The sequence below is a fragment of the Sphingomonas sp. genome, assembly GCF_026460985.1.
Taxonomy (GTDB): domain Bacteria; phylum Pseudomonadota; class Alphaproteobacteria; order Sphingomonadales; family Sphingomonadaceae; genus Sphingomonas.
On sequence record NZ_JAPKNM010000053.1, the window covers coordinates 1 to 25,058 of the forward strand.

At 66.2% G+C, this 25,058-nt stretch carries 24 protein-coding genes, 1 tRNA gene and 1 pseudogene; 6 read left to right on the forward strand and 20 right to left on the reverse strand.

Features of this window, described 5'->3' with window-relative positions; genetic code table 11:
* Positions 1 to 29: 29 nt before the first annotated feature.
* Entirely contained in the window at positions 30 to 830 is an 801-nt protein-coding gene (locus tag MT490_RS08610; RefSeq protein ID WP_297386045.1) for a class III extradiol ring-cleavage dioxygenase, read from the reverse strand.
* A 78-nt stretch (positions 831 to 908) separates the two neighbouring features.
* Here MT490_RS08610 and MT490_RS08615 point away from each other — a divergent pair, with 78 nt between their 5' ends.
* The 5 genes from MT490_RS08615 (at position 909) to MT490_RS08635 (ending at position 5,284) form a co-directional block, all read left to right on the forward strand.
* Positions 909 to 1,418, forward strand: coding sequence for a (2Fe-2S)-binding protein (locus MT490_RS08615; RefSeq protein ID WP_297386047.1), 510 nt, complete (start codon positions 909 to 911; stop codon positions 1,416 to 1,418).
* Between the two features lie 120 nt (positions 1,419 to 1,538).
* Positions 1,539 to 2,486 (forward strand): RcnB family protein, encoded by a 948-nt coding sequence (locus tag MT490_RS08620; RefSeq protein ID WP_297386049.1) that lies wholly within the window; start codon positions 1,539 to 1,541, stop codon positions 2,484 to 2,486.
* Positions 2,487 to 2,593: 107 nt separating this feature from the next.
* Positions 2,594 to 3,334, forward strand: a complete 741-nt coding sequence (locus MT490_RS08625; RefSeq protein WP_297386051.1) for a 2OG-Fe(II) oxygenase — start codon at positions 2,594 to 2,596, stop codon at positions 3,332 to 3,334.
* A 48-nt stretch (positions 3,335 to 3,382) separates the two neighbouring features.
* Positions 3,383 to 5,149 (forward strand): single-stranded-DNA-specific exonuclease RecJ, encoded by a 1,767-nt coding sequence (gene recJ, locus MT490_RS08630; RefSeq protein ID WP_297386054.1) that lies wholly within the window; start codon positions 3,383 to 3,385, stop codon positions 5,147 to 5,149.
* 60 nt (positions 5,150 to 5,209) lie between these two features.
* Positions 5,210 to 5,284 (forward strand) — tRNA-Glu (locus MT490_RS08635).
* Between the two features lie 279 nt (positions 5,285 to 5,563).
* On the opposite strand, the gene MT490_RS08640 is transcribed toward MT490_RS08635, so the two are convergent.
* From MT490_RS08640 to MT490_RS08650, 3 genes are read right to left on the reverse strand one after another with little or no spacing between them, the layout of a single operon-like run.
* Positions 5,564 to 6,343, reverse strand: a complete 780-nt coding sequence (locus MT490_RS08640) for a sulfite exporter TauE/SafE family protein (protein ID WP_297386056.1) — start codon at positions 6,341 to 6,343, stop codon at positions 5,564 to 5,566.
* Positions 6,344 to 6,350: 7 nt separating this feature from the next.
* Entirely contained in the window at positions 6,351 to 6,869 is a 519-nt protein-coding gene (locus MT490_RS08645; protein ID WP_297386057.1) for a rhodanese family protein, read from the reverse strand.
* Positions 6,870 to 6,873: 4 nt separating this feature from the next.
* Complete coding sequence (locus MT490_RS08650) at positions 6,874 to 7,188, reverse strand: metalloregulator ArsR/SmtB family transcription factor (RefSeq protein WP_297386059.1); 315 nt, start codon at positions 7,186 to 7,188, stop codon at positions 6,874 to 6,876.
* Between the two features lie 71 nt (positions 7,189 to 7,259).
* Between MT490_RS08650 and MT490_RS08655 the strand changes: the two genes are divergently transcribed.
* The gene (locus tag MT490_RS08655; protein ID WP_297386061.1) at positions 7,260 to 8,147 is read left to right on the forward strand and encodes an MBL fold metallo-hydrolase; all 888 of its coding nucleotides are present in this window, start codon (positions 7,260 to 7,262) and stop codon (positions 8,145 to 8,147) included.
* 466 nt (positions 8,148 to 8,613) lie between these two features.
* On the opposite strand, the gene MT490_RS08660 is transcribed toward MT490_RS08655, so the two are convergent.
* The 16 genes and pseudogenes from MT490_RS08660 to MT490_RS08735 all read right to left on the reverse strand — a co-directional run bounded on the left by MT490_RS08660 (position 8,614) and on the right by MT490_RS08735 (position 25,007).
* Positions 8,614 to 9,534 (reverse strand): hypothetical protein, encoded by a 921-nt coding sequence (locus MT490_RS08660; protein WP_297386064.1) that lies wholly within the window; start codon positions 9,532 to 9,534, stop codon positions 8,614 to 8,616.
* Between the two features lie 2 nt (positions 9,535 to 9,536).
* A complete protein-coding gene (locus MT490_RS08665; RefSeq protein ID WP_297386066.1) occupies positions 9,537 to 11,333 on the reverse strand; it encodes a hypothetical protein in 1,797 nt (598 codons plus the stop codon).
* A gap of 500 nt (positions 11,334 to 11,833) precedes the next feature.
* Complete coding sequence (locus MT490_RS08670; protein WP_297386068.1) at positions 11,834 to 12,067, reverse strand: AlpA family phage regulatory protein; 234 nt, start codon at positions 12,065 to 12,067, stop codon at positions 11,834 to 11,836.
* Between the two features lie 5 nt (positions 12,068 to 12,072).
* Positions 12,073 to 12,291 (reverse strand): DUF2274 domain-containing protein, encoded by a 219-nt coding sequence (locus tag MT490_RS08675; RefSeq protein WP_297386070.1) that lies wholly within the window; start codon positions 12,289 to 12,291, stop codon positions 12,073 to 12,075.
* A pseudogene (locus MT490_RS08680) lies at positions 12,291 to 12,554 on the reverse strand (TrbI/VirB10 family protein); the annotation flags it as partial. The pseudogene MT490_RS08680 and the gene MT490_RS08675, both read right to left, overlap by 1 nt.
* Positions 12,555 to 13,030: 476 nt before the next feature.
* A complete protein-coding gene (locus MT490_RS08685; protein WP_297386072.1) occupies positions 13,031 to 13,192 on the reverse strand; it encodes a hypothetical protein in 162 nt (53 codons plus the stop codon).
* Positions 13,162 to 13,302: a hypothetical protein gene (locus MT490_RS08690; protein ID WP_297386074.1), complete on the reverse strand. Its 141-nt coding sequence runs from the start codon at positions 13,300 to 13,302 to the stop codon at positions 13,162 to 13,164. Before MT490_RS08690 ends, MT490_RS08685 begins: the two co-directional genes overlap by 31 nt.
* 251 nt (positions 13,303 to 13,553) lie before the next feature.
* Entirely contained in the window at positions 13,554 to 13,955 is a 402-nt protein-coding gene (locus MT490_RS08695) for a copper-binding protein (protein ID WP_297386076.1), read from the reverse strand.
* The gene (locus MT490_RS08700) at positions 13,952 to 17,107 is read right to left on the reverse strand and encodes an efflux RND transporter permease subunit (RefSeq protein ID WP_297386078.1); all 3,156 of its coding nucleotides are present in this window, start codon (positions 17,105 to 17,107) and stop codon (positions 13,952 to 13,954) included. Before MT490_RS08700 ends, MT490_RS08695 begins: the two co-directional genes overlap by 4 nt.
* On the reverse strand, positions 17,104 to 18,579 hold the full coding sequence (locus tag MT490_RS08705; RefSeq protein WP_297386080.1) for an efflux RND transporter periplasmic adaptor subunit: 1,476 nt from the start codon (positions 18,577 to 18,579) through the stop codon (positions 17,104 to 17,106). Before MT490_RS08705 ends, MT490_RS08700 begins: the two co-directional genes overlap by 4 nt.
* Complete coding sequence (locus tag MT490_RS08710) at positions 18,576 to 19,802, reverse strand: TolC family protein (RefSeq protein ID WP_297386081.1); 1,227 nt, start codon at positions 19,800 to 19,802, stop codon at positions 18,576 to 18,578. The genes MT490_RS08705 and MT490_RS08710 overlap by 4 nt, the downstream gene beginning before the upstream one ends.
* 174 nt (positions 19,803 to 19,976) lie before the next feature.
* The gene (locus tag MT490_RS08715; protein WP_297386083.1) at positions 19,977 to 20,339 is read right to left on the reverse strand and encodes a hypothetical protein; all 363 of its coding nucleotides are present in this window, start codon (positions 20,337 to 20,339) and stop codon (positions 19,977 to 19,979) included.
* A 67-nt stretch (positions 20,340 to 20,406) separates the two neighbouring features.
* Positions 20,407 to 21,366 (reverse strand): CDF family Co(II)/Ni(II) efflux transporter DmeF, encoded by a 960-nt coding sequence (dmeF, locus tag MT490_RS08720; RefSeq protein ID WP_297386085.1) that lies wholly within the window; start codon positions 21,364 to 21,366, stop codon positions 20,407 to 20,409.
* 34 nt (positions 21,367 to 21,400) lie between these two features.
* Positions 21,401 to 21,847 carry a DUF305 domain-containing protein gene (locus MT490_RS08725; RefSeq protein ID WP_297386086.1) on the reverse strand — a complete coding sequence of 149 codons (447 nt, stop codon included), beginning with the start codon at positions 21,845 to 21,847 and terminating at the stop codon, positions 21,401 to 21,403.
* Between the two features lie 95 nt (positions 21,848 to 21,942).
* Positions 21,943 to 23,088 (reverse strand): copper resistance protein B, encoded by a 1,146-nt coding sequence (locus MT490_RS08730; RefSeq protein ID WP_297386087.1) that lies wholly within the window; start codon positions 23,086 to 23,088, stop codon positions 21,943 to 21,945.
* On the reverse strand, positions 23,085 to 25,007 hold the full coding sequence (locus MT490_RS08735; RefSeq protein ID WP_297386088.1) for a copper resistance system multicopper oxidase: 1,923 nt from the start codon (positions 25,005 to 25,007) through the stop codon (positions 23,085 to 23,087). Before MT490_RS08735 ends, MT490_RS08730 begins: the two co-directional genes overlap by 4 nt.
* Between the last annotated feature and the right edge of the window lie 51 nt (positions 25,008 to 25,058).

Consider the following 25,058-nt stretch of genomic DNA (forward strand, 5'->3'; position numbering starts at 1 on the left):
CTCCCTCTCCCACAAGGGGAGAGGGATTTTCACCCGAAACGATACCCGCTCACCGCCCAGCCCATCACGTGGTCGCGGTAGTCGCACACGGCCGGCCCCTCCCCGCCCGCGCCGAGCGCGACCATCAGCGGCAAGAGGTGCTCCTCGCGGGGATGGGCGAAATGGGCGTGGGGGAGTTCGTCCCACGCCGCCACCCGCGCGGCCCGGCGTGCCGGATCGGGATCGGTGACGGCGTCGACCAGGGCCGCGTCCCATTCGTCCGCCACCGGGGTGACCTGCGGGCCGCGGGCGCGGAGGTTGTGGAAGCTCATTCCCGAGCCGACGATCAGCACGCCTTCGTCCCGGAGCGGCGCCAGAGCCCGCCCGATCGCGATATGCGCCGCCGGGTCGAGGTCCTTCCGCAGCGACAGCTGGGCGAGCGGAATGTCGGCGCCCGGCACCGCCACCATCATCGGAATGAACACGCCGTGATCCCAACCGCGCGCACGCTCGACGCCGACCGGGAAGCCCGCGCCCTCGATCAGCGCCTTGGCCCGCGCTGCGACATCGGGCGCACCGGGCGCATCCCAGCGCAGGCGATAGGTGTGTTCGGGAAAGCCGTAATAGTCGAACAGCAGCGGATGGCCGTCGCCGGCATGGACGGTCACCTGGTCCTCCTCCCAATGCCCCGAGACGAGCAGGATCGCCTTGGGCCGTTCGGGCAGGCCGTGGATCAGTCCGGCGAGATAGGCCTGCATGCTGCGCCACATCGGATCGGGCGGACCGCCCTCCGGGTCCATGAAGAAGCAGGGCCCGCCGCCGTGCGGGAGGAAGAGCGTGGGGAGTGTCATGTGGGGGATGTCGGCCTCTCCGCACGCAGTCGCAATGCCGGTTTCGGAAACGTGCCGTTTCCCGCTACACCCGCCGCCATGACTCGCTTCACCGTCAACAACCAGCCGGTCGAGTACAGGATGGACCCGCGCACGCCTTTGCTCTGGGCGCTGCGGGACGCGTCGAACCTGACGGGCACCAAATATGGCTGCGGCACGGGCGATTGCGGCGCCTGCGCGGTGGATGTCGACGGGGGGCTGCGGCTCGCCTGCCAGGAGACGATCGGCGCGCTCGAGGGGACCTTCGTCACCACGATCGAGGGGCTTTCGAAGGATCGCAGCCATCCGGTCCAGCAGGCCCTGCTCGCGACCAACATCGTCCAGTGCGGCTATTGCATCCCCGGCATCGTCATGGCCGCATCGGTCCTGCTGCGCACCAACCGCAACCCGAGCGAGGACGACATCAAAAGCGCGATCCCCAATATCTGCCGCTGCGGCATCTATCCGCGGCTGATCGGAGCGATCACCGAGGCGGCGCGATCGGCGCGCGGCGAGGCGCCCCTGCCCGAAGAGCCCCAGCCTGAAGCCGAGACCCAGGCGCCGGAATGAACTTGCCCAATTCTTTCAGTCGCCTTTCGCCCCAATTCAGCAACCGCTCATCCGGCGAAGTCTAGATCAAATCCTATCTTGAAGCCCGGCCCCTTGCCGGTCTCGACGGAGACAGTTGAGATGAAGAAGACCTTGCTCGCGGTGATCATCGCCGCAACGGCTCTGGTCCCGCCGGCAGCGCTCGCGCAGGACCGGGGACGCTGGAGCGGCCGCGATCGCTCCGAGAATAGTTCGGGCGAACGGTCGTCCGAAGTCCGCCAGAACCGCGGCGAATGGCGCCAGCAGCAGAGCCAGCAGACGCCGCAGGAGCGGCCGCAGCGCCAGCGGGACGGCGGCGACCGCCAGCGGGGCGGCTGGAGCCGTCCGCAGCAGCAGCAGACCCCGCAGGCAGTGCCGCAGCAATCGTTCCAGCAACAGCAGCAGCAGCGCTGGGGCGGCAATCGCGGCGATCGCAGCCAGTGGAACAACAGCGGCGATCGCAGTCGCTGGACGGGCAGCCGCAGCCGGTGGAACGGCGGCGACCGCCGTCCGGACGCCGACCAGACCCAGGAACGGTCAGGCCTGCAGTTCCGCGACCGCGACGACCGCAGCCGGTGGAACGGGGGCGACCGCAGCCAGTACAACCGCGGCAATCGCGACTGGAACGACAACGACCGCAATCGCGACTGGAGCCGCGACCGCAATCGTTGGGACAATGATCGCAGCCGCAACTGGAGCGGCGACCGCAACCGCTGGGACAGCGATCGCAGTCGCGGCCGCTGGAACAACAACTGGCGCAACGACCGCCGCTACGACTGGCGCGGCTATCGCAGCAGCAACCGCAGCCACTACCGCCTGCCGCGCTATTACGCGCCGAGCGGCTGGGGATATGGCTATCGGCGCTTCGGGATCGGCTTCACGCTGAATTCGATCCTCTATTCGTCGAACTACTGGATCAACGATCCGTTCTATTATCGCCTGCCCGATGTCGATGGGCCCTATCGCTGGGTGCGCTATTACAACGATGCGCTCCTCGTCGACATCTACAGCGGCGAAGTGGTCGACGTGATCTACGACATCTTCTGGTAAGGACGCCCGCAGCCTTATCGGAGATCCTGGGGCCCGGCGGCGACGCCGGGCCCCTTGTCGTTTGGAAAGGCTTGCAAATCCCCTCGCCGCGCGCGATTTCGCGGGCCGTGAGCAAGAGCAAGAACGAAGGCCGGGTCTCGGGCGGCCCCTCGCCCATCCGCGCCCGGATCGGCCGCGACGTCGCCGCGCGGCTGGAGGCGAACCCGCGGGTCCGGCGCGCCAAGGTCGACACGGCGCAGATGTATACCGTCCCCGATTTCCTGAGCGACGCCGAGTGCGACGCGCTGATCGCGCTGATCGACTCCAATTCGCGCCCTTCGACCCTGCTCGCGGTGAGCGAGGATCCCGATTACCGGACCAGCCACAGCTCGGACCTCTATCGGTGGTCCCCCGACATCCTCGCGATCGACCAGCGCATCGCCCATCTGCTCGGCATCCCCGAGGAGAATGCCGAGACGCTCCAGGGCCAGCGCTACGCGGTGAACCAGCAGTTCCGCGCGCATTGCGACTATTTCCACGAGTCGAGCGCCTATTGGCCCAAGATGAAGGAGACCGGCGGCCAGCGCACCTGGACCGCAATGGCCTATCTCAACGACGTGCCCGAGGGCGGCGCCACCTGGTTCCCGCGCGCGGGCATCCGCTTCAAGCCGAAGCGCGGGCTGCTCGTCGTGTGGAACAACATGACGCCTGACGGCACCCCCAATTACGACACGCTCCACGAGGGCATGCGCGTGATGGAAGGGATGAAGTACATCGTCACCAAGTGGTTCCGCGAGGGCGCGTGGATCAAGGACTATGTGCCGACCTATGTCGCGGGCGGGATCGAGACCGCCGGCTCCGGCAGCTGACGGACGGCCGCCCTCGACAACCCTGCCCAGGGGGGCCACAACCTGCGCATGTCAGCCGTGCTCAACATCCACCGTTCGATCCTCGGCCAGCCGTGGCGCTGGCGCGGGCTGGCGGCGGATGCGCGCGATCCGGGCTTCGCGCCCGACGATCTGGTGACGCAGCTGCTGCTCACCCGCGGCTGCCCGCGCGAGGCGATCGACGATCATCGCGCGCCCAGCATCCGCGCCTTCATGCCCGACCCCTCGATCTTCCGCGACATGGACCGCGCCGCCGAACGCCTCGCCGATGCGGTCGAGCGCCGTGAGCAGGTCGCGATCTTCGGCGATTACGACGTCGACGGCGCCACTTCCGCCGCACTGCTGATCCTGCTGCTGCGCGACCTGGGGCTCGAGGCGCGTCCCTATATCCCCGATCGGCTGATGGAGGGCTACGGCCCGTCGGGCGAGGCGCTGGTGCGCCTGCACGGCGAAGGCGCGCGGCTGATCGTCACCGTCGATTGCGGAGCGCAGGCGTTCGAGGCGCTCGACATGGCGCGGGCCGTGGGCGCCGAGGTGATCGTCTGCGATCACCACAAATGCGCCGCCGAGCTCCCGGCAGCCTATGCCCTGGTCAACCCCAACCGGCTCGACGAGACCGAGGGCGCCGCGCACGGCCATCTCGCGGCGGTGGGCGTCGCCTTCCTGCTGGGCGCGGCGCTGATCCGTTCGCTGCGCGCGCGCGGCTGGTTCAAGGGGCGTGCAGAGCCGCGGCTGCTCGATCTGCTCGATCTGGTCGCCCTGGGCACGGTGGCGGACGTCGCGGCGCTCAAGGGGCTCAATCGCGCCTTCGTGGCGCAGGGCCTCAAGGTCATGGCGCAGCGCCGCAACATCGGCCTCAATGCGCTGATCGAGGCGGCCCGGCTGACGCGCGCGCCGACCTGCACCGATCTGGGCTTCGCGCTCGGGCCGCGCATCAATGCCGGCGGGCGCGTCGGGCGATCGGACCTCGGCGTCCGCCTCCTCACCACGCGCGATCCGGACGAGGCGCGCGCGATCGCGGAGGAGCTCAACATCCTCAACGAGGAACGTCGCGCGATCGAGGCCGAGGTCCAACTCGCCGCCGAGCAACTGTGCCTGGCGAAGGGGAATCGCGCGATCACGATCGTCGCGAGCCGCGGCTGGCATCCGGGCGTGATCGGCATCGTCGCCGGCCGGCTCAAGGAGAAGCTCGGCCGCCCCTCGATCGTGATCGCGCTCGACGAGAACGGCCTGGGCAAGGGCTCGGGGCGCTCGATCCCCGGCGTTGACCTGGGCGCCGCGGTGCTCGCCGCGAAGGACGCCGGGCTGCTCGCGGCGGGCGGCGGGCATGCAATGGCGTGCGGCGTCACCATCGCCGAGGAAGGGCTCGAGGCCTTTGCCGACTTCCTCGAGGAGCGTCTTTCCGAACGCGTGACCGCCGCGATCGGCGAGCGCGCGCTGCTGCTCGACGCGGTGCTCGCGCCCGGCGGCGTCAATCCCGAATTGGTCAATGCGATGGAGGCCGGCGGCCCCTATGGCATGGGCTGGCCAGCGCCGCGCGTGGTCGCCGGGCCGATCTCGGTGCTCAAGGCGGACGTCGTCGGCAGCGGCGGGCATGTCCGGCTGATCGTCGCCGGCGAGGACGGCCGCAGCCTCAAGGCAGTCGCCTTCCGCCAGGCCGAGACCGAGCTGGGCGCCGCACTGCTCTCCGCCCCGCGGCACCGCAAGCTCTGGCTCGCCGGACGGGCCAGGATCGACGACTGGGGACCCCGCCCCGCGGCCGAACTTCACATCGAAGATGCGGCATGGGCCGATTGAGACGATCGCGCTTGACCCGCGCCGCATCCTTCCCTAACCGGCCGTTCCACGCTTCGGCATGGCCCCTTCGTCTAGCGGTTAGGACGCGGCCCTTTCACGGCTGAAACACGGGTTCGATTCCCGTAGGGGTCACCAAGCCTTTTCAATGGCTTGGATGGCATTCTTGCCAACGATTCTCGCAATTTCTCCAAAATTCCTCTCAAATAGATTCTGGGATCTCCGGGGATTGCCTCGGAAGCGAGCTCAAGTGCGCCATCGCGGGAATCAGGACCTAGCCCCAGCGGCGGGATTGGCGGACGGCTTCGTGTCCATCGCTGGCGTTCAATCCGTCTTAGCTCCGTCCGAAAGCCGACCCGCATCTTTCGAAGTCGACGGGCGCAAAGCTGCCGGTTGATAATCTTGAGACCACACCGCTCAAAGCGACGACAGGGTGACGTAAGAGCCGACGGCGATGACGACGGTCGCGAATCCCTTTTCAAGCACACCCTTGCGGGCGGCGAACAGACGCCCCAGCCAGATGCCGAGGATCGTTCCGCCCACGCCGCCAGTCACCAGCAGCGCGGTCACCGTCCAGTCGACCAGCCCGGACGCGGCATAGGAAGTGGCGGTCGTCAGGCCCAGCGCGCTGACGACGACCAGCGACGTGCCGACTGCGTAGGGCAGCGGCATCGCCGTCGCGAGGATCAGTCCCGGCACGATCAGAAACCCGCCGCCGATCCCGAAGAAGCCGGCGGCCAGCCCCACGGCGAGCCCGATCGGCACGAGCCGCGGCAGGAGCACGCCGGCGCTTTCCCGCGTGAGGCGCACGTCGGGCGCCTCGGCTGTCCGCCGCTTGCGGAACATCGACAGGCCGACGCCGATCATCAGCAGCCCGAAGAGCGCGAGCAGTTGCTTGCCGTCGATTGCCTTGCCCAGCTCCGCACCGAGCGCCGCGCCGATCATTCCGGACGCGGCGAACACGCCGGCGCAGCGCCACTTCACCCGGCCGGCGCGGGCGTGTCCTGCAAGGCTGGCAAGCGCGTTGGCCGCCACCGCGACGGCGGCCGTGCCGATCGCCGCATGCGGCGAACCGACGCCGACGACATAGACCAGGAGCGGCACCGCGAGGATGGATCCGCCGCCGCCGACAAGGCCGAGCACGAGGCCGATCAGGCCGCCCGATGCCAGCGCCGCAACGATCGAGACCGCGTCCATCGGTGTCTCAGACCGCCGCCCGCCGGTTCCAGGGCATGATGCGGAGCAGGTTCGCCATGCCGCACCAGCCCGTGGTGCCGGCGAACATCAGCCCTGCACCGACGAAGGCGGACAGCCCGAAGAAGCCCGGTGCCACCAGCCACCCGAGCAAGACGCCGGCCAGCACCAGGGCGCCGGCGGTGATCTGCACCTGCCGCATGATCTCCAGCGGCTGTCTGCGATCGGCGATGGTCGCGAGGCCGGCGCGCCGCCAGCTATCGATCCCGCCCTCGAGAAGATAGGCGGGCGCACCGGCGGCGGCCGTCCGAAGCTGCGCCGCGTTCGCTGTCGTCCGCATACCCGAGCGGCAGTGGAATATGACGGCTCGGCTGTCGCTCGTCAGATCGCTGATCCGCGCGAGCGGCAGGTTGAGCGCGCCGGGGATGCGCTCGCGCGCATGTTCGTCGGCGTCGCGTATATCGACCAGGCGCGCGCCGGTCTCGATCGCCGCACGTGCCGCGGCCGGGGACAGGGTCTCGATCGTCATGACATCAATCCTTGCAGAAGAGCTGATAGAGCGTGGTGAGCAGCGTTTCGACGCGCGGATCGGCGATCCGATACCAGAGCGTCTGACTGTCGCGCCGGAAGGCGATGAGCCCCTCGTCGCGCATCTTTGCGAGATGCTGCGAGCAGGCCGACTGCGACAACCCGACGTCGCGGGCGAGGTCGCTCACCGTCACCTCGCCATGCTCGACGAGCTTGCACAGCAGCATCAGTCGGCGCGCATTGCCGATCGCCTTCAGCGTCTCGGCAACCTGCCCGGCCTTCGTCTCGAACATCGCCAAATCCATGGGCGGCTTGAGCATCGTACTACTCCGTTAGATATTGCTAATTTAGGTTATGCTAATATATAGTCAAGGCATAACGGAGAACGACCATGACCCAACCCCTTATCGAGGCATTTTTCGACGAGCCGACGAACACGATCAGCTACCTCGTCGGCGACCCCGCCACGCGCATTGCTGCGGTCATCGACCCGGTGCTCAACTTCGATCTGGCCAGCGGGACCGCCGACACCCGCTCGGCAGAGCGCATTCTTGCTTTCGCGCGCGAACAGGACTGGCAAATCGAGATGGTGCTGGAGACGCACGCGCACGCCGACCATCTGTCGGCCGCTCCGTTCATCAAGGCGCGCACCGGCGCCTGGATAGGGATCGGCGCGCATATTCGCGACGTGCAGCGCATCTTCCGCCCGGTCTTCGCGATGACCGATTTGAAAACCGACGGCTCCGACTTCGATCGGCTGTTCGAGGACGGCGACCGCTTCGCGATCGGCGCGCTGGAGGTGGAGGTGCTGTATGTTCCGGGGCACACGCCGGCGGATGTCGCCTATCGGATCGGCGACGCGGCCTTCGTCGGCGACACGCTGTTCATGCCCGACTATGGCACCGCGCGCGCCGACTTCCCCGGCGGCGACGCACGCACGCTGTACCGGTCGATCCAGCGGCTGCTGTCGTTGCCCGACGACACGCGACTGTTCCTGTGCCACGACTACAAGGCGCCAGGGCGGGACGAGTATCGCTGGGAGACCACGGTGGGAGAACAGCGCCGGTCCAGTGTCCATGTACACGATGGCGTGACCGAGGATGCGTTCGTCGCGATGCGGGAGCAACGCGATGCCGGACTCTCAGTGCCGAAGCTACTGCTACCCTCGATTCAGGTCAACATCCGTGCGGGCCGGTTTCACGAGGCGGAGGCAAACGGCGTGACTTACCTGCGGATACCGGTGAAATGGCAAGGTCACGCGGGTAAGCCGGGGCAATAGGCGGGCATCCGACCAATGAGCCACATGACGGCAGCTTCGCGCCCATCTTGGTCGCACGAACTTTCGAAACTTACACTCCAAAGCGGTCATTGGTTCAGGTCTAGGTTTGAAGGCTCGATGAATCATGATCTGACTCCCTTGAAGCCCGTGCGGGCGCGGAGCGGCTCTACAGCAGAGTCGGCCGGACTGGACGTCGATGCTATCTCGTGACGGCGCCAAAAGAGCGATGGGGACCAAGTTAGGTCCGCAGTTTCGACCCATGCGGACATTGGCCTCCGAATTTAGTAGTCCCAAGCTCCAAGAGCGGCGAAGCCGAAGTCTCCAGCTCGTACCTGGCCCCCAAGGATGGTGATCGATAAGTCGGCCACATGACCCCGTTCAGATCGAGCATCGTGCTGTCGCTGGATACTTCTAGCTAACTCGGATTCCGATCAAAATTTGTCCGCACTGCCAAGCTATGCCTGGCTCAGCGCTCTCCGCCCACGCTGACAATCAAACCCAGCGTGCCCTCAAAACCCTCCCCGCGACGCTGGCGCTGTACAATGTCTAGTGCGAAGCTTGTCCCTGGCCCATGGCCCTCTGGCACCATACCTGTGATGCCAATCATGGTGCCGCGGCCCGGCTCAAGCACCAGTTCGGTTGCGTCGCCCTCCCGGCCAAAGTGGCCATGCTCGTCGCGGCCCTGCAGCAAATTGACTCTCAGCTCTTCAGCATGCCGCAGCGGGCGCTTGGCCAAGCGCGCCAAGCTTTCCATTCTGACGCCGCCAAGCGGCTTGACTGAAATTTCAAATGCGGCCGCCTCGGTGAATGGATTGAATGCGTTGAAAAAGAATTGGAAAGGCTGCCCCGCGCTCGCCACGACTTCCGCAATGTTGAATTGCGCCCAATGCCTATCGCTTGATGGGTTGGGTGTGGTTTTTCCTGGATCAAGCGGGCTCGAAACATGGGCAAGCAGGCAAACATGCTCAGGGGCCCAGGTGGGCACGATGCCAATAATGGACTGAGAGCGCCGTGCTTTGCCATCGCATGGAGCCAGGACCACTGTTTGCCCAAATGGATTGAGCTTGGAAAACGCCGTGCATGGGTCGGCCCACCACACTCTAACATAGACTGGCGCCGCCGTTGTCCCACGGCCAAAGTTTGCGACTTCAACAGTGACTTCGGTTGGTTGCCCCCTAACGAACGCATTTTGGCCAGGCTGATTGTTGACTACAATCGATGGGCATAGCCACGAAATGACATTTGCTGGCAGAGGGCGCTCGACTGCCGGCCGGCCCATGTCATTCTGGAAATAGGGAATGACGAGCCAGTTGTTTATGCGCGGGTCGTGATCACGGTCTTGCGAGCCGTGCTGATTGTCGGGCGCGGAGCCAGGTTCCAGCACCATGCTCATTCCTCCGAGTAAGCCAGCACGTCGACAGCGAAGCTGGGATCATTGATCGAACCCCCGCCGGCCACGGCCCAGCATGGATGGCCAAAGCCCCGGTCTGCATCGAGATCCAAATTTTCGCCAGGATCAGCGTTGGTCAGAAAGCGTCGCAGCAGGGGCATAGCGACGGCGTTGGCTGAGTGATCATAGTCTGATGGCCATGGGGCCGTGAGCCTCCATGGATCTGCGTTCGCTGGGAATGGCACGGCAGAAGCTGGCGCTTCGAACGCGGAAACAGGGTCAAAATGATATGTCTCAAGCGCATTGGCTTCTTCCCGGTGCGGCCAGCCAGCGCGCTGTGGCACGCGCAGAAACTGCTGGTACAGCGGAGACGTGATGAGCAGCTCGTCAGGGTAAATCAGGCCCGTCACAGTGAGATACGACAGGGCCAAGTCAAATGCTTGCCAAGCAGTCAGCTGAAGCTTGAACATTTCGAGCAAAATATGCCCTGACGCTTCTGGCGTGCTGATCGCTGTAAGCTGGCCCTGATTGATCCCAGTGGTCTGTGTTGGATCAGGCTCTTCCGAGCCCAGCAGTTCATCGAAGAACTCTTCAGGCTTGCATTCTCCCTCTGCTGCCCATTGGAAAATGCAGAAGATCAGAAGCCCCAGCCCGACGGCAAATAGGCCGCCAAGGCCCAAAATGATGCCTAGGCACGCATCGCCGCCACTGGACTTTGAATCTGATTTGCCTGGCTCGCTTACCCCCGTGTCTGGACCTTCGCCGCCCAGGCCTGGCGGCTCTGGAGGCCCCTTGGGCTCGCCAGCATCTCCGCCAGAGCCACCCACCATCATCCCTGGAATATCATCATCGCCATTGCCAGACATGAAGGTCATTGGCGGATCTGGTGCGAGCGGCCTGCTGAATACGATCAGCAATTCCAAATGCCGCACGAGCCGGTTCAATCCCAAATTCCAACTCGGCTGGCTTCGGCTTGGATGTGCTTTGCTGAACGCACTCTCGAGCGCTTGCTTTATGGCATTGGGCAAAGCAAAGCCACCAATAGCGCCGCGATAGCTCAGGCGACGCGCGAGTTCAGGCAGCGAGCTTACAGCCGTGTTGGACTTGAGCCAGCTGCCCAACGTGTTTCGTGCAAGCCTGTCTCTGTAGCGATGCGAGCGCCTGGGGCCGCCGACCACTGCGCCAAGAAAAGCTGAGCCAGCGGCATTGCCAGCAAAGCCAGAGACGGCGCCAACAGCAAGCGCCCTGGTCTGGACGTCGTTCGCATTGGCAAGCAGCGCGCTGACAAACGCGTCTGTGCGCCGCCCTAGAAACGCGTCTCTGACTGTCCACTGGCTTGATGGCTCATCATTTTGCCGGGCGTGCGGCTTCAAATGCGGCAGCGGCGCGATTTGGTCGCGCAGGGCCTGCATTTCGCTGCCAAGCTGCGTGACTGTCGTTTTGAGTGCGGCCAAGCGGCTGATGCTCGACTGGGCAATTGCTAGCGCTCCAGCCTTGGTGGGGTCAGCCATGGCCAGCTCAAGTTCTTGCCGGGCCAAGCCAAGCTCTTGATACGCCGTTAACCCACGCTTCCATAAGCTTGCTGCTTGCTCAAGCAGCTGCAGCTCGACACCGTCTGAGCCTGCATGCTCGAGCAGCACGTCGATAAATGAGCCAAGTGTCGCTGCGTCTCTGTCGATATCGGCTGCGTCAGCCAGTTTCTGGGCTTGCGACGCCAATGCTGGTTCATCGAACGCCGTGGCCAAATTGGCTTTGAGTGCGTTCAAAACGGCTTCGTGCGCGTGATATTCAATCATTGCTCGCGCTCCCAGCAAGGCATGCGACAGGCACAGGCGCACGGCTGGCCTGCGTGCATGATGGATTTTGTCTCGGAAGCTATCGAACGGCCCATATCTCCCTCGCTCGAACAAGAGCTCGGCCGCTCGTTCTCAAGCGACCAGAAGCAGAAAAATGCGACTCGATTCGACCAATTAAATCACGAAACGGACTAACGAGAAAGCGCGCGGTGCGGCCACGCTGCAATTTACATTATCAACAGAGATAACGGTCTCACTAGCTTGCCGAGTCTGTTTGCTGATCTGCGCGTGGAGCCATTTGCGCGTGGTTTGCTGCTGCGCGCCGTATTGCGGAAAAACCCACCACGGAGAGGGCAATATTTCCCCAACGGCGTGGCGCGATATGTTCATTTGGCATCGCGACTTGAACAGGGGATCAGATTAAGCCGCGGCCGCCCCTATGCCGTGCTTCAAGCGTTCGGCCTCTATCCCACGGCTGGCGGCGCGCAAGACCGAGGCCGCTACTCGGCCGGCAAGTCCCGATCCACAATCCGCCGGCTCACAACCTCTCGTAAACTGGCGACAATGAGCAGCGTGCTCCGTCGGTCCTTCGCGATCTGGATTTCGCCCGAGGCGATCAGTTCATAGATCCTCGACCGGCTTAGTCCGGTCATGGCGACCGCGGCAGGGATGCGAACGCTGATCGGCTCGATCGAACCATTCGCGGTGCTCTCGCCCGGTTTGGCGATGGCCATGGCAGTCACTTTCCGCTTGCCCGAGTTTTCACAAATGCCCGGTCGCTATCGAGAAAGGCGGTCAGCATGGATGGGATGAGGTCGGCAACTGCCTCTTCCTGGCCATAGGTTTCCCGGTAAAGCGCCGCATATCGTGTGAGATCCGCGAACAGCTGCGGGGTCACCTGGATACCGACCTTCACCGGAGTGCGATCGGGAAGCCGCGGAAGACGTAGATCAGCCATCACCGCTCCTCCACCCAGGGTTTCAGGATCAGATCGTGATGCACCAGCAGCCGGACGGGCGCGCCCGGCCGGATGGTGATCGTCGGCTGGACCTGCAGATTCCGCGAAGTGAGCTGGTCGCCGGCTCGCGAAACATTCTGCTGGGTCGACTGCCGGACGGCCTGGACGAGATCGTTCTCGCCGCTGAACTGCAGTTCCGAGCCCACGCCCAGCAGCGTCGACAGCACGACGCCCTTGAGCAGCGCCCAGCTATGAAAATCGACTTAAGACACGCGCCGACGCTTTTAGCCGCAAGCAGCCTGAACATGTGCGACGGCCACCCGGCGATGCGCCGTGCGAGACCATGGTTTCTCAAGCGAGGTTCTCACGCCTCGGCGCCGCCGTGTAGACGACGCGAAACGGAGGATAAGGCCATTCGGCAATTTAGCAACTCGCCGCGGCGGCCTTGCGCAGGGCGCGCAGGAGCTTGGCAACGCAGGCGGAGCCGGGTGTTGAGAGCATGCTTGAGACATGCGCCTTCGCTTTTAGCCGTGAACCGGCCTGGACATATGCGAAGGCCACCCGGCCACGCGAAGGGTTCGGTCATTGCTCCTGCCGCATCCGTGCTCACCGGGACGCAGCGAGAGTCCCTGCGCCTGCAAAGACCGCGAGCACGAGAGACGACGCGCAAAAGCCCATTGAGATGATCCCGATGGATCATTGCAACGAGATCGTTTCGCATCCGTTTCCACGCCATTGTCTATTCCCCGTGAAAGACCGGCTGTGCGGCCGCCGGGGGCGGCAGATGCGCCGATCGCAGGTGGGATGCCGACTGGCGCATGATCTGGACGCCGCCGCTGATCCCGAGTGTGGTGAGGATCGCGGCGACGATCAGGTCGAGCCAACCGTTCCGGTGCCGCATACGGCCAACGCCGCGGCGACCACGGCGACATTGTCGGTCGCGTCATTGCGCGAGCAGATCCAGATCGAGCGCATGTTCGCCTCGCCGCTGCGGCACCGGTACAGGATCAAAGCAACCGAGGCATTCGGCGCGAGGGCGAGACCGCGATCGCGATCGCGATTGCGGAACCGTGGACCGGACCGCCACCGAGCATTTGCACGAGGTGGATCGCAAGATCGCGGACCTGACTGCACTCCGACGCGAGCTGAGCGCGCTGGTCGCCTCGTGCCGGGGCGGCGCGATCGCCGAATGCCGCATTCTCGAGGCGCTGGCGCCGGCCTTCGCAACGCCGAAGGGCAACGCCTCACGGCCGGCGTGTGCATCACTGCCTGGTGATCGCGGTCACCTCGCCGCCATTCTCTTCGAGTTTCAAGTCGAACGCTACCTTGTCGCCCACCTTGACGCTGTCGAGCAGGCCAGGCGCGGCCTTGAACGCCATCGTCATCGCGGGCCAGTTGGCTTCGGCGATCGGACCATGCTCGATCGTGACCGTGCCGGCGGCCTTGTCGATCGCCTTGACCGTCCCGGTGGCATGGGCGGTCTTCGCCATCGGCATCGTCATGTTGTCCATGTCGCCCGACCTATTGTCCATGCCGGCCACGTTGCCGGAGGTTTCGGCCGACACGGTATTGGCGGGCGCGGACGCGTTGGTCGCGGCCTTCTCGCCACAGGCGGCGAGCAGCGCGACGAGGCCGAGCGCCGGAATCAGGTAAAGAGGCTTCATTGGTCATCTCCTTGCAGGTTGAGGGACGAAGGTAGCGTCGCGCCGGGCCGCCGCATCAGCAGCCAGGCGGCGGGGATCACGAACATCGAGAGCAGCGGCGCGGTCAGCATCCCGCCGATCATCGGCGCCGCGATGCGGCTCATCACCTCGGAGCCGGCGCCGCTACCGATCAGGATCGGCAAGAGCCCGGCGATGATCACCGCGACCGTCATCGCCTTGGGCCGGACGCGCAGCAGCGCGCCTTCCCGGATCGCCGACTGGACCTGATCCGCGTCGGGATCGGGTCCGCGCTCCTCGAGCGCGTGGCGCAGGTAGATCAGCATCACCACCCCGAACTCGGCGGCGACGCCGGCGAGCGCGATGAACCCGACCCCGGTCGCGACCGACTGGTGATAGCCGAGCAGGTAGAGCAGCCAGAACCCACTGGTCAGCGCGAAGGGCAGCGTGCCCATGATCAGCGCCGCCTCGCCGACGCGCCGGAAGATCAGGAACAGGAGCAGGAAGATGATCGCGAGTGTGGCGGGCACGACCAGCTTCAGCCGGTCGAGCGCGCGCTGAAGATATTCGAACTGCCCCGAATAGGCGAGCGATACGCCGGGCGAGAGCTTGACCTGCCGTGCCACTGCCGTTTGCAAATCGGACACGACCGAGGCGAGATCGCGACCGCGCACGTCGACATAGACCCAGGTCGAGGGGCGCCCGTTCTCGGTCTTGAGCATCAGCGGTCCGTCGGCGATGGCGATCTTCGCGACCGTACCGAGCGTGATCTGCTGACCCGAGGGCGTCAGCACGGGAAGTGCCCGCAGCCCCTCCGGACTATCGCGCAGCTCACGCGGATAGCGCACGCTGATCGGGTAGCGCGCCAGCCCCTCGACCGTCTGGCCGATATTTTCGCCGCCTACGGCCCCCGAGACGATCGCCTGGACATCGGCGATGTTGAGGCCGTAACGCGCGGCTGCGGCGCGATCGATATCGACATCGATATAGCGCCCGCCGGTCAGTCGCTCGGCCAGCGCCGAGCTGACACCCGGCACCGCCTTGGCGACGCCTTCCACCGCGCGCGCGATCCGGTCGATCTCGGCAAGGTCGCTGCCCGACACCTTGACCCCGATCGGGCTCTTGATGCCGGTCGCGAGCATGTCGATCCGGTTGCGGATCGGCGGCACCCAGATATTGGCGAGTCCCGGGACCTTCACCGCGCGGTCGAGTTCCTCGACCAGCTTGTCCGGCGTCATGCCCGGCCGCCACTGGTCGCGGGGCTTGAACCGGATCGTCGTCTCGAACATCTCGAGCGGCGCCGGATCGGTCGCGCTCTCGGCGCGACCGGCCTTGCCAAACACGCTCTGCACCTCAGGCACCGCCTTGATCATGCGATCGGTCTGCTGGAGCAGTTCGGACGCCTTCGCCGCCGATAGCCCGGGCAAGGCCGAGGGCATGTAGAGCAGGTCGCCTTCGTTCATCGCCGGCAGGAACTCGCCGCCCAGCCGTGACGCCGGCCAGGCAGTGGTCGCGAAGACCAGTGCGGCAATCAGCAGCACCGTCTTTGGCCGCCTTAGCGTCCAGTCGATCGCGGGGCGATAGGTAGCGGTCAGCACACGGTTGATCGGATTGGCCTGTTCGGACGGGATGCGTCCGCGGATCAGCCAGCCCATCAGCACCGGTACCAGGGTCACCGACAGGATTGCGGCTGCTGCCATCGTCCAGGTCTTGGTGAAGGCGAGCGGCGCGAACAGCCGCCCCTCCTGCGCCTGGAGCGTGAACACCGGCACGAACGACAAAGTGATGATCAGCAGGCTGAAGAACAACGCCGGCCCCACCTCGATCGCGGCCTGGGTGATGACGCGCCAGCGTTCGTCGCCAGCCAGCGGCTCGCCCGGATGCTGATGCTCCCAGCGCTCGATCGCCTTATGGGCATTCTCGATCATCACGATCGCCGCATCGACCATCGCGCCGATCGCGATGGCGATGCCGCCCAGCGACATGATGTTGGCGTTGACGCCCTGGAAGCGCATCACGACGAATGCCGCGAGTATGCCGAGCGGCAGCGTCACGATCGCCACCAGCGCCGAGCGGACGTGCCAAAGGAACAGCGCGCAGACGAGCGCGACGACGATGAACTCCTCAAAAAGCTTGTGGGTGAGGTTGTCGATCGACGCGTCGATCAGCTGCGAACGGTCATAGGTCGGCACGATCGCAACCCCGCCGGGCAGGCTCTTCTTCAACTCCTCGAGTTTGTGTCTGACCGCCTCGATCGTGCTGCGCGCATCTGCGCCCGAGCGCAGGATGACAACGCCGCCCGCGACCTCGCCGTCGCCGTCCAGCTCGGCGATGCCGCGGCGCATCTCGGGCCCTACCTGGACGGTGCCGACATCGCCCAGGGTCACGGGCACCCCGCCTGCGGCGGTCTTGAGCGGGATGGCGCGGAAATCGTCGAGCGACTTCAGATAGCCCGAGGCGCGGACCATATATTCGGCCTCGGCCAGCTCGACGACCGCCCCGCCCGTCTCCTGGTTGGCGCGCTGGATGGCGTCGACGGCTTGCTGGTGGGTCACGCCGTAGCCGGCCAGCTTTGCCGGATCGAGCACGACCTGGTACTGCTTGACCATCCCGCCGATGCTGGCGACATCGGCGACGCCGGGCAGGCTCTTGAGTTCATAGCGCAGGAACCAGTCCTGCAGGCTTCGCAGCTGCGACAGGTCGTGGCCGCCGGTGCGGTCGACCAGCGCATATTCATAGACCCAGCCGACGCCGGTCGCGTCGGGCCCGATCGCACTCTTCGCCGCCTCGGGCAGCCGTCCCTGCACCTGGTTGAGATATTCGAGCACGCGGCTGCGCGCCCAATAGAGATCGGTGCCGCCGGCGAAGATCACATAGACGAAGCTGTCGCCGAAGAAGCTGTAGCCGCGCACGGTCCTCGCGCCTGGCACCGAGAGCATGGTGGTCGCGAGCGGATAGGTGACCTGGTTCTCGACGATCTGCGGCGCCTGGCCCGGCCAGGAGGTGCGGATGATCACTTGCGTGTCCGAGAGATCGGGCAGCGCGTCGATCGGCGTCGCCCGTACCGCCCACAGCCCGGCGACGACCAGCGCCAGCGCGCCGAGCACGACGAACAGCTTGTTCGCGACCGACCACTGGATGAGGCGCGCAATCATCGGCCCGCCTCGTGCGTCATGCGGCGCAGCGTCGGTCCCTCAGGCGGTTGGTCGAAGCCGAACCGCACGCGGTCACCGGCCTTGAACCGGCGCGCAAGCGCCGGGCGGCCGAGCCGGAAAGTCATTGTCATCGCCGGCCATTTGAGCGCCGGCACGGGACCGTGATCGAGCGTCACGCCATTCGCATCGATCTTTCCGATCCGTCCGGTCGCCTCGAAGAGCGCGGGCTGCGCGACTGGCGCCGGCGCTGCGTCTCCGATCGGCCGCGCCTGCATGCCCGACAGGCTGGCCTCGGAATCGAGCAGAAACTGGCCCGACGCCACCACCTTCTCGCCCTCGGACAGGCCGGCAAGAATCTCGGTCCGCCCGCCGGTCTCGCTGCCCGACTGTACCTCCGCGGGCTGATAGCGGTCATTGGGAAGCGCCAGCATCACGAGCGCGCGCTTGCCCGTGCGGATCACGGCTTCGGACGGCACGAGCAGTGCCGAACGGCTGCTCCCGCCGAAGTCCACGCTCGCGAACATGCCGGGCCGCAGCCGCCCGCCACGATTGGGCAGCTCGATCCTGACCGTCAGCGTCCTGCTCTCCGCCTGGACGTCAGGCAGGATCGCGGCGACACGGCCCGCGAAGCGCTCGCCGGGCCAGGCCGCGAGTGTCGCGGTTGCATCCTGGCCGGGGCGGAGCTGGCTAGCCAGCGCCTCGGGTACCGCAGCATTGAGCCAGACCGTGCCGAGCCCGTTCACCTCGGCCAGTGTCTGCCCCGCGGCGACCGTCATGCCCTGGCGCACCCCGAGCGTCCTGATCGTGCCGCCGGTCGGCGTCGAAATCGTGATGACATTGTACGGACGCCCGCCCCGCTCGACCGCGGCGATCGTGCCGGACGGCATACCGAGCAGTACGAGCCGCTGCCGCGCCGCCTGGATGAGCGGCGCGTTACCGGTACGGCGCACCGCCAGATATTCGGCCTGCGCGCCCGCCCATTCGGGGACGAGCAGGTCGGCGAGCGGCGCACCGGCACCGATCACATCGCCGGGCGCGCGCGCATAGACCCGGCTGACGAAGCCCGACGCGCGTGCCTGCACGATCGCCACGTCGCGCTGGTTGAAGTCGATCGTGCCAGTGGCGGTGAGGCCACTCGCCAGCGCGCCGCGCTCGGCGGTCGTGACCCGCAGCCCCAGGCCCTGCACGCGCGCCGGATCGATCGCCAGACCGGGTCCGCGCTCAGCCTCGTCGGCATATTTGGGCGTGAGTTGCATATCCATGAACGGCGACTTGCCGGGCTTGTCGAAATGCTGGCTCGGCACCATCGGGTCGTACCAGTAGAGGATCCTGCGGCCGTCCTGGCCGACCTGCCGTTGCGGCGCATCGGTCCGGCCGAATTGGGCGATGCCATAACCGGCGCCGCCCGCGACGAGCGCGATGGCAGCGGCCGCGAGCCCGAGCCGGGCGCGGCGCGAAAGCTGGATGGTCATTGGTCACCCCCATAGGTCAGCACCAGCCGCGCGGCGTCGCGCGCGACGGTCGCTTCGCGGTCGAGCGCCTGCAGTGCGGCGTCGGCGAACATCGTCTGCGCCTGGATCAGGTCGAGCAGCGTCGCGCGGCCGGCAGAGTAGCTCACCGTCTCGAGATCGACGCGCTGGCGCGCCAGCGGCAACAGCGTGTCTTGCGCGCGCATCCATTGCTCGTGGTGCATGACATGATCGGCGAGCCCTGCTTCGAGATCGGCGATCAATGCGCGGCGCAGGTCCTCACGCTGCGCGAGCGCCGCGCCTTCGGACGCGATCGAGGAGGCGATCATCGGATCCTGGCGGCGTTTGGCGAACAAGGGCAGGCTCACCGTCACCCCGGCCGAGACCATGTCGCCATAGCCGCTGCCGCGGCGCTGATAGGCGAGGTCGAGGCCCCAGTCGGGGCGCTTATCGGCGCGTGCCAGGGTGACATCGGCTTCAGCGGCGCGCACCCGCGCGATTGCAGCGTCGAGGTCGGGATGCTGCGCGATCGCGGTCCGGAGCTGGTCCGGATCGATGGCGAAGTCCGGAAGCGCGCCCTCGATCTCGGGGCGGGGATCGCCGGTCCAGCGCGACAGGATCGCCCGCGCCCGCGCCACTTCGGATGCGACTTCGCTCCGCCGGTCCTCGAGCACGGCGATCGCCTGCCGGATTTCCAGGGTCTGCGCAGGGCGCGCCGAGCCCGACGCGACGCTCGACGCCGCCGGCGAGACATAATCCGCGAGTTCGGCGAGTGCCTTGCCGATCGCCGCGAGCCGGCGTTCGGCATAAGCGAGATCGATCCAGGCGAGCGCCGTTGCTACCTGCACTCGTCTTGTTTCCGCGACCCGGTCGGCTTCGGCGACGCCGATATCCGCCTCTGCCCGCCCCGTGCGCGCGCGACGCTTGGCGCCGTTGGGCACCTCCTGGCTGATCCCGAGCCGCGCCATGGTCATCTCGTCGCGGTCGAAGCTCCACGCCGGCGGTCCCGAGATCGGGAAATTGTCGAGGCCGACCCCGAGCCTAGGATCGGGTAATCGTCCGGCGGACACGGCTGTCGAGCGGCGTGCGTCGACCTCGAGCGACCGCGCGCGCAGCGACGGCGCTTCGGCAGTGGCGCGTCGAAGCGCCTCGCCGAAGGTCAGCGGATCGGCCAATGCCGGCGTGGGCAGCACCGCGAGCAGCGGCGCAAGCAATAGGAAACGCATGGAAAGCTCCTGACCGGAAGGCGATCAGGCCGCAGCCGGCGACGAGGCGGGTCTGGAAAGGTTCGCTCCACACCGGCATCGCCGCCCAAGCCCGGGCAGATCACCAAGGGCGACCGCACGGCGCAAGGCACGCCGCTCATGCGCACGCGCCCGCCGTTCGGCCGCTGAGGCTAGTCAGCCGCGGAGCGTCGGAGGATGTTGCTCAGGAGAGAGATCGGTTCCGGTCAGGACCGGCGCGACCGTCCAATAAAGGGGCGTGGCCGCGACCCGGCGCACTGCATCAGCACTGTCCCCGCTGATCGCGAGCACGGGCACAATGCACCCCATCGCTGCGATGCAATCGAGCGTCATGCCCTTGCAAGGTCCCTGGACAGGCCGCGGGCGCTCCTTCTCCATCATTTCCATGCAATCGGCATCCATTCCGGAAACCGCAACAGGCGCCGTCGGCATCCGTGGGCCCGAAGCATAGGCGGATTGTACCCCGAGGAGTCCGATCAAGGCGCCGAGCAGCAGAAGGAGATGGAGCGCACGCTTCATTGGTGCCGGAGCCTAACCGAAAAGCGGCGGCGCAACAATTCGCCTTTGCCTCCGGGGCAAGCGCCGGTCATGCCGCCCTGCGCAGGCGCGGATGCTCTCCTGGGCAACGATGCACCTCCACCGTCACATGGACCAGTTCCTCATGGATGGTCACCCGCGCAGCATAGTCGCTCGGTGAAAGCGGATCGGCAGCGACCAGAGAGACGATCGCGGCATAGCGTCCCGGGCCGACACGCCAGACATGGAGATCGGCGATTTCGGCATCGCCATCAGTCATCGCCTCGCGGATTTCGGCCTCAAGTGCCGGATTGGCGGAAGCGTCGAGCAAGACCGCGGCCGTATCGCGCAGCAATCCCCAGGACCAGCGGGCGATGACCAAAGCGCCGACGATGCCCATTGCCGCGTCCATCCAGGTCCAGCCAAGGAACCAGCCAGCGAGCAGCGCGACAATCGCGAGCAACGAAGTCAGCGCGTCGGCAAGAACATGGGCATAGGCCGAGCGCAGATTGTTGTCGGCGTGCGCGTGTTCGTGGTCATGAAGTTGGCCGTGGTCATGCGAATGGCCATGGTGATCGTCGCCGAGCAACCACGCGCTTGCGAGGTTGACCGCCAGCCCCAGCGCCGCGATCCACAAGGCCGGCGCATAATCCACGGTGGCGGGTACAAGCAGCCGGCCGACCGACTCGACCCCGATCCCGAGCGCGATCAGCGCCAGGACGAGCGCGCTCGCAAAGCCGGCTAGATCGCCGACCTTGCCCGTCCCGAAGGTGAAGCGCGGATTCTCCGCGTGACGCCGCGCGAAGGCATAGGCCAGCGCCGCGACGCCGAGCGCTCCGGCGTGCGTCGCCATGTGCAGCCCGTCGGCAAGCAGCGCCATCGAGCCGGTGAGCCATCCCGCAGCGATCTCGACCACCATCATCGCCGCGGTCAGCGCCACTACCCAGCGAGTGCGGCGTTCATGTTCGTCATGCGCGTCGCCGAGAAAGGCGTGGCTGTGGCCGTGCGTCGAAAGAGTCTCAATGTGCATAGCGCCCCCTATTCCTTCGGGAGGTTCAAAACCATCATCTCCGCGCGAGAATCGCCTTCATCTGCGCGATCTCCTCGGCTTGCGACTGCTTGATCCGCTCGCAGAGCGCAATGACCTCAGGGTCGGTCAGCGACGCCTCCTTGCACATCAGTATCGCGCCCGAATGGTGCGGGATCATCGAGCGCAGAAAGTTGGTGTCGCCGATCGTCGTCTGGGTGCGGATCAGAGCGAACGCGATCAGGAACACGGCGACCGCGCCGGCGAGCAGCGCGCCGTTGGCGGCCCTGGACGGGAACATGTGGCGCATCGCGAGGATCATCAGCACCACCATCGGCGCGACCATCATCAGCGTCATGTAGAGCATGTTGAGGTTGCTGTAGAAGCTCGACAGGTGGTCGATCATCACGAACATCACCAGGTACATGATGATGCCGCTGACCACGGTCTGCACCGCGAGGCTCACATAGGCGTTCTTCATCATTGCGCGTCTCCTTGGGATTTCCCCCGGGGCAAGCGCGGGACGCCTGCGCCCCGTGCATGTGGCTGTCGTACCCGTCCCTCCCTGCCCTTCATGATTCAGAACCAGATGCGCACGCCGGCCACAAAGCTCGTAGTGGAGGGATCCTCGCCGTCCGCGCGCGCGAAATCGGCGGTGCGGCCCGTCTTCGCCTCATAGGAAACGCCGACATAGGGCGCGAACCGGCGCGTGATCTCGTAGCGGAGCCTGACGCCCAGCTCGGCGTCGGTCAGGCCCGAGCCGACGCGGTTCGCGGGCACGTCCTGCGCCGAAAGGTTGAACTCGACACGCGGCTGCAGGATCAGCCGCTGCGTGATGCGCTGGTCGTAATAACCTTCGAGCCGGCCGAGCAGGTCCCCCCTGTCGGACAGGAACAGCGCGCCCTCGACCTCGAACATATAGGGCGCGAGCCCCTCGAAGCCGACCGTCGCGTAGGTGCGGTCCGGCCCTCGGCCGAAATCCTGGCGGATACCCCCCTGGAGGTTGAAATACGGGCCGATGGCGCGGCTATAGAACGCCTGGACCTCGGCGCTCTCGATCTGCTCGCCGAACGCGCCTTCACCCTCCGATTTGAGCCAGAGGCGGTCGATGTCCCCGCCGACGAACGCCTCCCCGTCCCAGTGATAGCCGTCGCGGCCCTGCCGCGCGCGATACTCGGCGAGGTTGAACATGACCTGGTAGAAGGTCTGCCCGCCCTGTTCGCGCATCATATGCTCGCGCGCACGCGCCATCTCGTCACGCGGGAACTGGCGGTCGGCATAATGATCCATCGGCGGCAGTGGCGCGGGGGCATCGCCGGCGGGCAGCGCCGTCCCGGTCATCTGCATCCCGCCATGCGCCTCCGCGGGCGCCGCGCCGTGCTGGCTGTGGTCCTGCGTGTCCATGCCGGGCATCGGCTCGGCCGGCTTGGCCTGATCCGATGGGGGCGGCGTCTGGCCCATGTCGTGCGCCGAATGGTCCATGCCCTCCATGCCGCCGCTTTGCGGCGTCGCCGGCCGCGGTGCCGTGGGCTTGGGCGCCGGCCTGGCGGCAGGCTTCGCCGCCCGCTTTTTCGGCGCAGGCTTTCTGGGGGCTGGCTTGGGTGCGGGCTTCTTCGCTGGAGCGGGCATCTGCATGCCCTGATGCTGCGAATGGTCCTGCGCGAGCGCCGGCTGGCCAAGCGCGAGCGCCGTGGACGCCGTGAACGCGACGAGGAGCCGGTTCATGCCGCCTCTCCCTTCGGCCGCACGCTGACGACCCGCATCATGCCCGCCTCCATGTGATAGAGCAGGTGGCAGTGGAACGCCCAGTCGCCGACCGCATCGGCGGTGAAATCCCAGGTCACCTTGCCGCCCGGCTGGACGATCACCGTGTGCTTGCGCGGGCCGTGATCGCCGTGCCCGGTGACCAGCTCGAAGAAATGGCCGTGGATGTGGATCGGGTGGCTCATCATCGTGTCGTTGATGAGGTTGACCCGCACCCGCTCGCCCTCGATGAACGGGATCGGCTCGTGCTTGTCGGACATCTTCTCGCCGTCGAATGACCACATGAACCGTTCCATGTTGCCGGTCAGGTGGATGTCGATGCTGCGCGAGGGCGCGCGCACGTCGGGGTTGCGGTCGAGCGCCATCAGGTCTTTGTAGACCAGCACCTTGTGTCCGACGTCCTCGAGGCCCTGTCCGGGCTCGTCGGTGCGATCCATCGGCATCGGCGAGATCGTCTGCACGCCGGGGCCTTTCCTGACCTGGGGCGCGTTCGAGAAGTCGCGCATCTTCATTGAGCCCATGTCCATGCCGGCGTGCTGACCGGAGGCACTGCCCGTCGCGCCATGATCCATGCCGGGCATCGCGCTATGGTCCATGCCCGGAATCGCGCCATGATCCATCCCGGGTATCGCGCTGTGGTCCATGCCGCCCATTGCCGCCGCGGCACCGGTGGCGAGTTTCGCCGACGCATTCTGTTCGGCGGTGGGGTCGATCCCGCGGGAGGCGCCGGACATGTCCATGCCCTCCATGCCTTCCATGCCCGACATGTCCATGCCCATGTCCTTCATCGTCACGAGCGGACGTTTCCTGAGCGGCGGCACTTCGCCCGCCATTCCGGGCCGCGGCGCCAGCGTCGCGCGCGCCATCCCCGAGCGGTCGATCGCCTCGGCGACGATCGTATAGGGCTTGTCCTCTGCCGGGGTGACGACCGCGTCATAGGTCTCGGCGACGCCGATCTGGAATTCCTCGACGTCGACCGGGTGGACGTTCTGGCCGTCGGCCTGGACGATCAAGAGGGTGAGCCCGGGCACGCGCACGTTGAAGTTGGTCATCGCGGAGGCGTTGATCACGCGCAGCCGCACGCGCTCGCCGGGCTTGAACAGCCCGGTCCAGTTGTCGCTCGGGCCATGGCCGTTGACGATATAGGTGTAGGTCGAGCCGGTGACGTCGGAGACGTCGGTCGGGTCCATGCGCATGGCGCCCCAATCGAGCCGGTCCTTGAGCTTCTGGTCCTTGCCCGACAGCAGACCGGTGAGCGTCTGGCGCTGGAAGTTGAAATGTCCCGCATCGACCTTCATCCGGCGGAAGATCTCCTGCGGAGAAAGCGGGCTGTGATCGGCGAGCACGAGCACATGCTCGCGGTCGTACCGGACCGGATCGGGCCCGGCAGGGTCGATCACGATCGGCCCGTAATGGCCGAACTGCTCCTGCATCCCCGAATGGCTGTGATACCAATAAGTGCCGTTCTGCCGAACCGGGAACTCGTAGAGGAAGCTCGACCGGGGCTTGATGCCCGGAAACGAGACGCCCGGCACGCCATCGAACTCCGGGGGCACGAGCAGGCCGTGCCAATGGATCGAGCTGTCCTCGTCAAGGTCGTTGACCACGTTGAGCCGCACCGTCTGACCTTCGCGCAGGCGAAGAAGCGGCGCCGGGACGGTGCCGTTGACTCCGATCGCCCTCGTGCGCCGTCCATCGATCACCAGCGTCTGCCGGGCAATCTTGAGCGTGATGTCCTCGCCCGAGAGCGTCGGCAGCGGCCGGACGATGCCCGGCGAGACCGTCTGCGCCCAGGCGGGGAGCCAGCTTACGGCTGCGAGCCCGCCAGCGGTGAGCGTGGCGCCGCGCAGCAGCTGGCGGCGGTTGATCGTATTTGTCATGTCTGTCCCCGTAGCGGGCCTGAGCCTTGAATGCCGATACGCACGGCTGAA

Coding starts and splice junctions, on each gene's coding strand:
- MT490_RS08610 (WP_297386045.1), bottom strand. CDS start 830: ATGACACTCCCCACGCTCTTCCTCCCGCACGGCGGCGGGCCCTGCTTC.
- MT490_RS08725 (WP_297386086.1), bottom strand. CDS start 21,847: ATGATGAAGAACGCCTATGTGAGCCTCGCGGTGCAGACCGTGGTCAGC.
- dmeF (WP_297386085.1), bottom strand. CDS start 21,366: ATGCACATTGAGACTCTTTCGACGCACGGCCACAGCCACGCCTTTCTC.
- MT490_RS08700 (WP_297386078.1), bottom strand. CDS start 17,107: ATGATTGCGCGCCTCATCCAGTGGTCGGTCGCGAACAAGCTGTTCGTC.
- MT490_RS08675 (WP_297386070.1), bottom strand. CDS start 12,291: ATGGCTGATCTACGTCTTCCGCGGCTTCCCGATCGCACTCCGGTGAAG.
- MT490_RS08710 (WP_297386081.1), bottom strand. CDS start 19,802: ATGCGTTTCCTATTGCTTGCGCCGCTGCTCGCGGTGCTGCCCACGCCG.
- MT490_RS08665 (WP_297386066.1), bottom strand. CDS start 11,333: ATGATTGAATATCACGCGCACGAAGCCGTTTTGAACGCACTCAAAGCC.
- MT490_RS08670 (WP_297386068.1), bottom strand. CDS start 12,067: ATGGCCATCGCCAAACCGGGCGAGAGCACCGCGAATGGTTCGATCGAG.
- MT490_RS08715 (WP_297386083.1), bottom strand. CDS start 20,339: ATGAAGCGTGCGCTCCATCTCCTTCTGCTGCTCGGCGCCTTGATCGGA.
- MT490_RS08730 (WP_297386087.1), bottom strand. CDS start 23,088: ATGAACCGGCTCCTCGTCGCGTTCACGGCGTCCACGGCGCTCGCGCTT.
- MT490_RS08620 (WP_297386049.1), top strand. CDS start 1,539: ATGAAGAAGACCTTGCTCGCGGTGATCATCGCCGCAACGGCTCTGGTC.
- recJ (WP_297386054.1), top strand. CDS start 3,383: ATGTCAGCCGTGCTCAACATCCACCGTTCGATCCTCGGCCAGCCGTGG.
- MT490_RS08640 (WP_297386056.1), bottom strand. CDS start 6,343: ATGGACGCGGTCTCGATCGTTGCGGCGCTGGCATCGGGCGGCCTGATC.
- MT490_RS08645 (WP_297386057.1), bottom strand. CDS start 6,869: ATGACGATCGAGACCCTGTCCCCGGCCGCGGCACGTGCGGCGATCGAG.
- MT490_RS08685 (WP_297386072.1), bottom strand. CDS start 13,192: ATGCGGCACCGGAACGGTTGGCTCGACCTGATCGTCGCCGCGATCCTC.
- MT490_RS08695 (WP_297386076.1), bottom strand. CDS start 13,955: ATGAAGCCTCTTTACCTGATTCCGGCGCTCGGCCTCGTCGCGCTGCTC.
- MT490_RS08735 (WP_297386088.1), bottom strand. CDS start 25,007: ATGACAAATACGATCAACCGCCGCCAGCTGCTGCGCGGCGCCACGCTC.
- MT490_RS08650 (WP_297386059.1), bottom strand. CDS start 7,188: ATGCTCAAGCCGCCCATGGATTTGGCGATGTTCGAGACGAAGGCCGGG.
- MT490_RS08705 (WP_297386080.1), bottom strand. CDS start 18,579: ATGACCATCCAGCTTTCGCGCCGCGCCCGGCTCGGGCTCGCGGCCGCT.
- MT490_RS08660 (WP_297386064.1), bottom strand. CDS start 9,534: ATGGTGCTGGAACCTGGCTCCGCGCCCGACAATCAGCACGGCTCGCAA.
- MT490_RS08655 (WP_297386061.1), top strand. CDS start 7,260: ATGACCCAACCCCTTATCGAGGCATTTTTCGACGAGCCGACGAACACG.
- MT490_RS08615 (WP_297386047.1), top strand. CDS start 909: ATGACTCGCTTCACCGTCAACAACCAGCCGGTCGAGTACAGGATGGAC.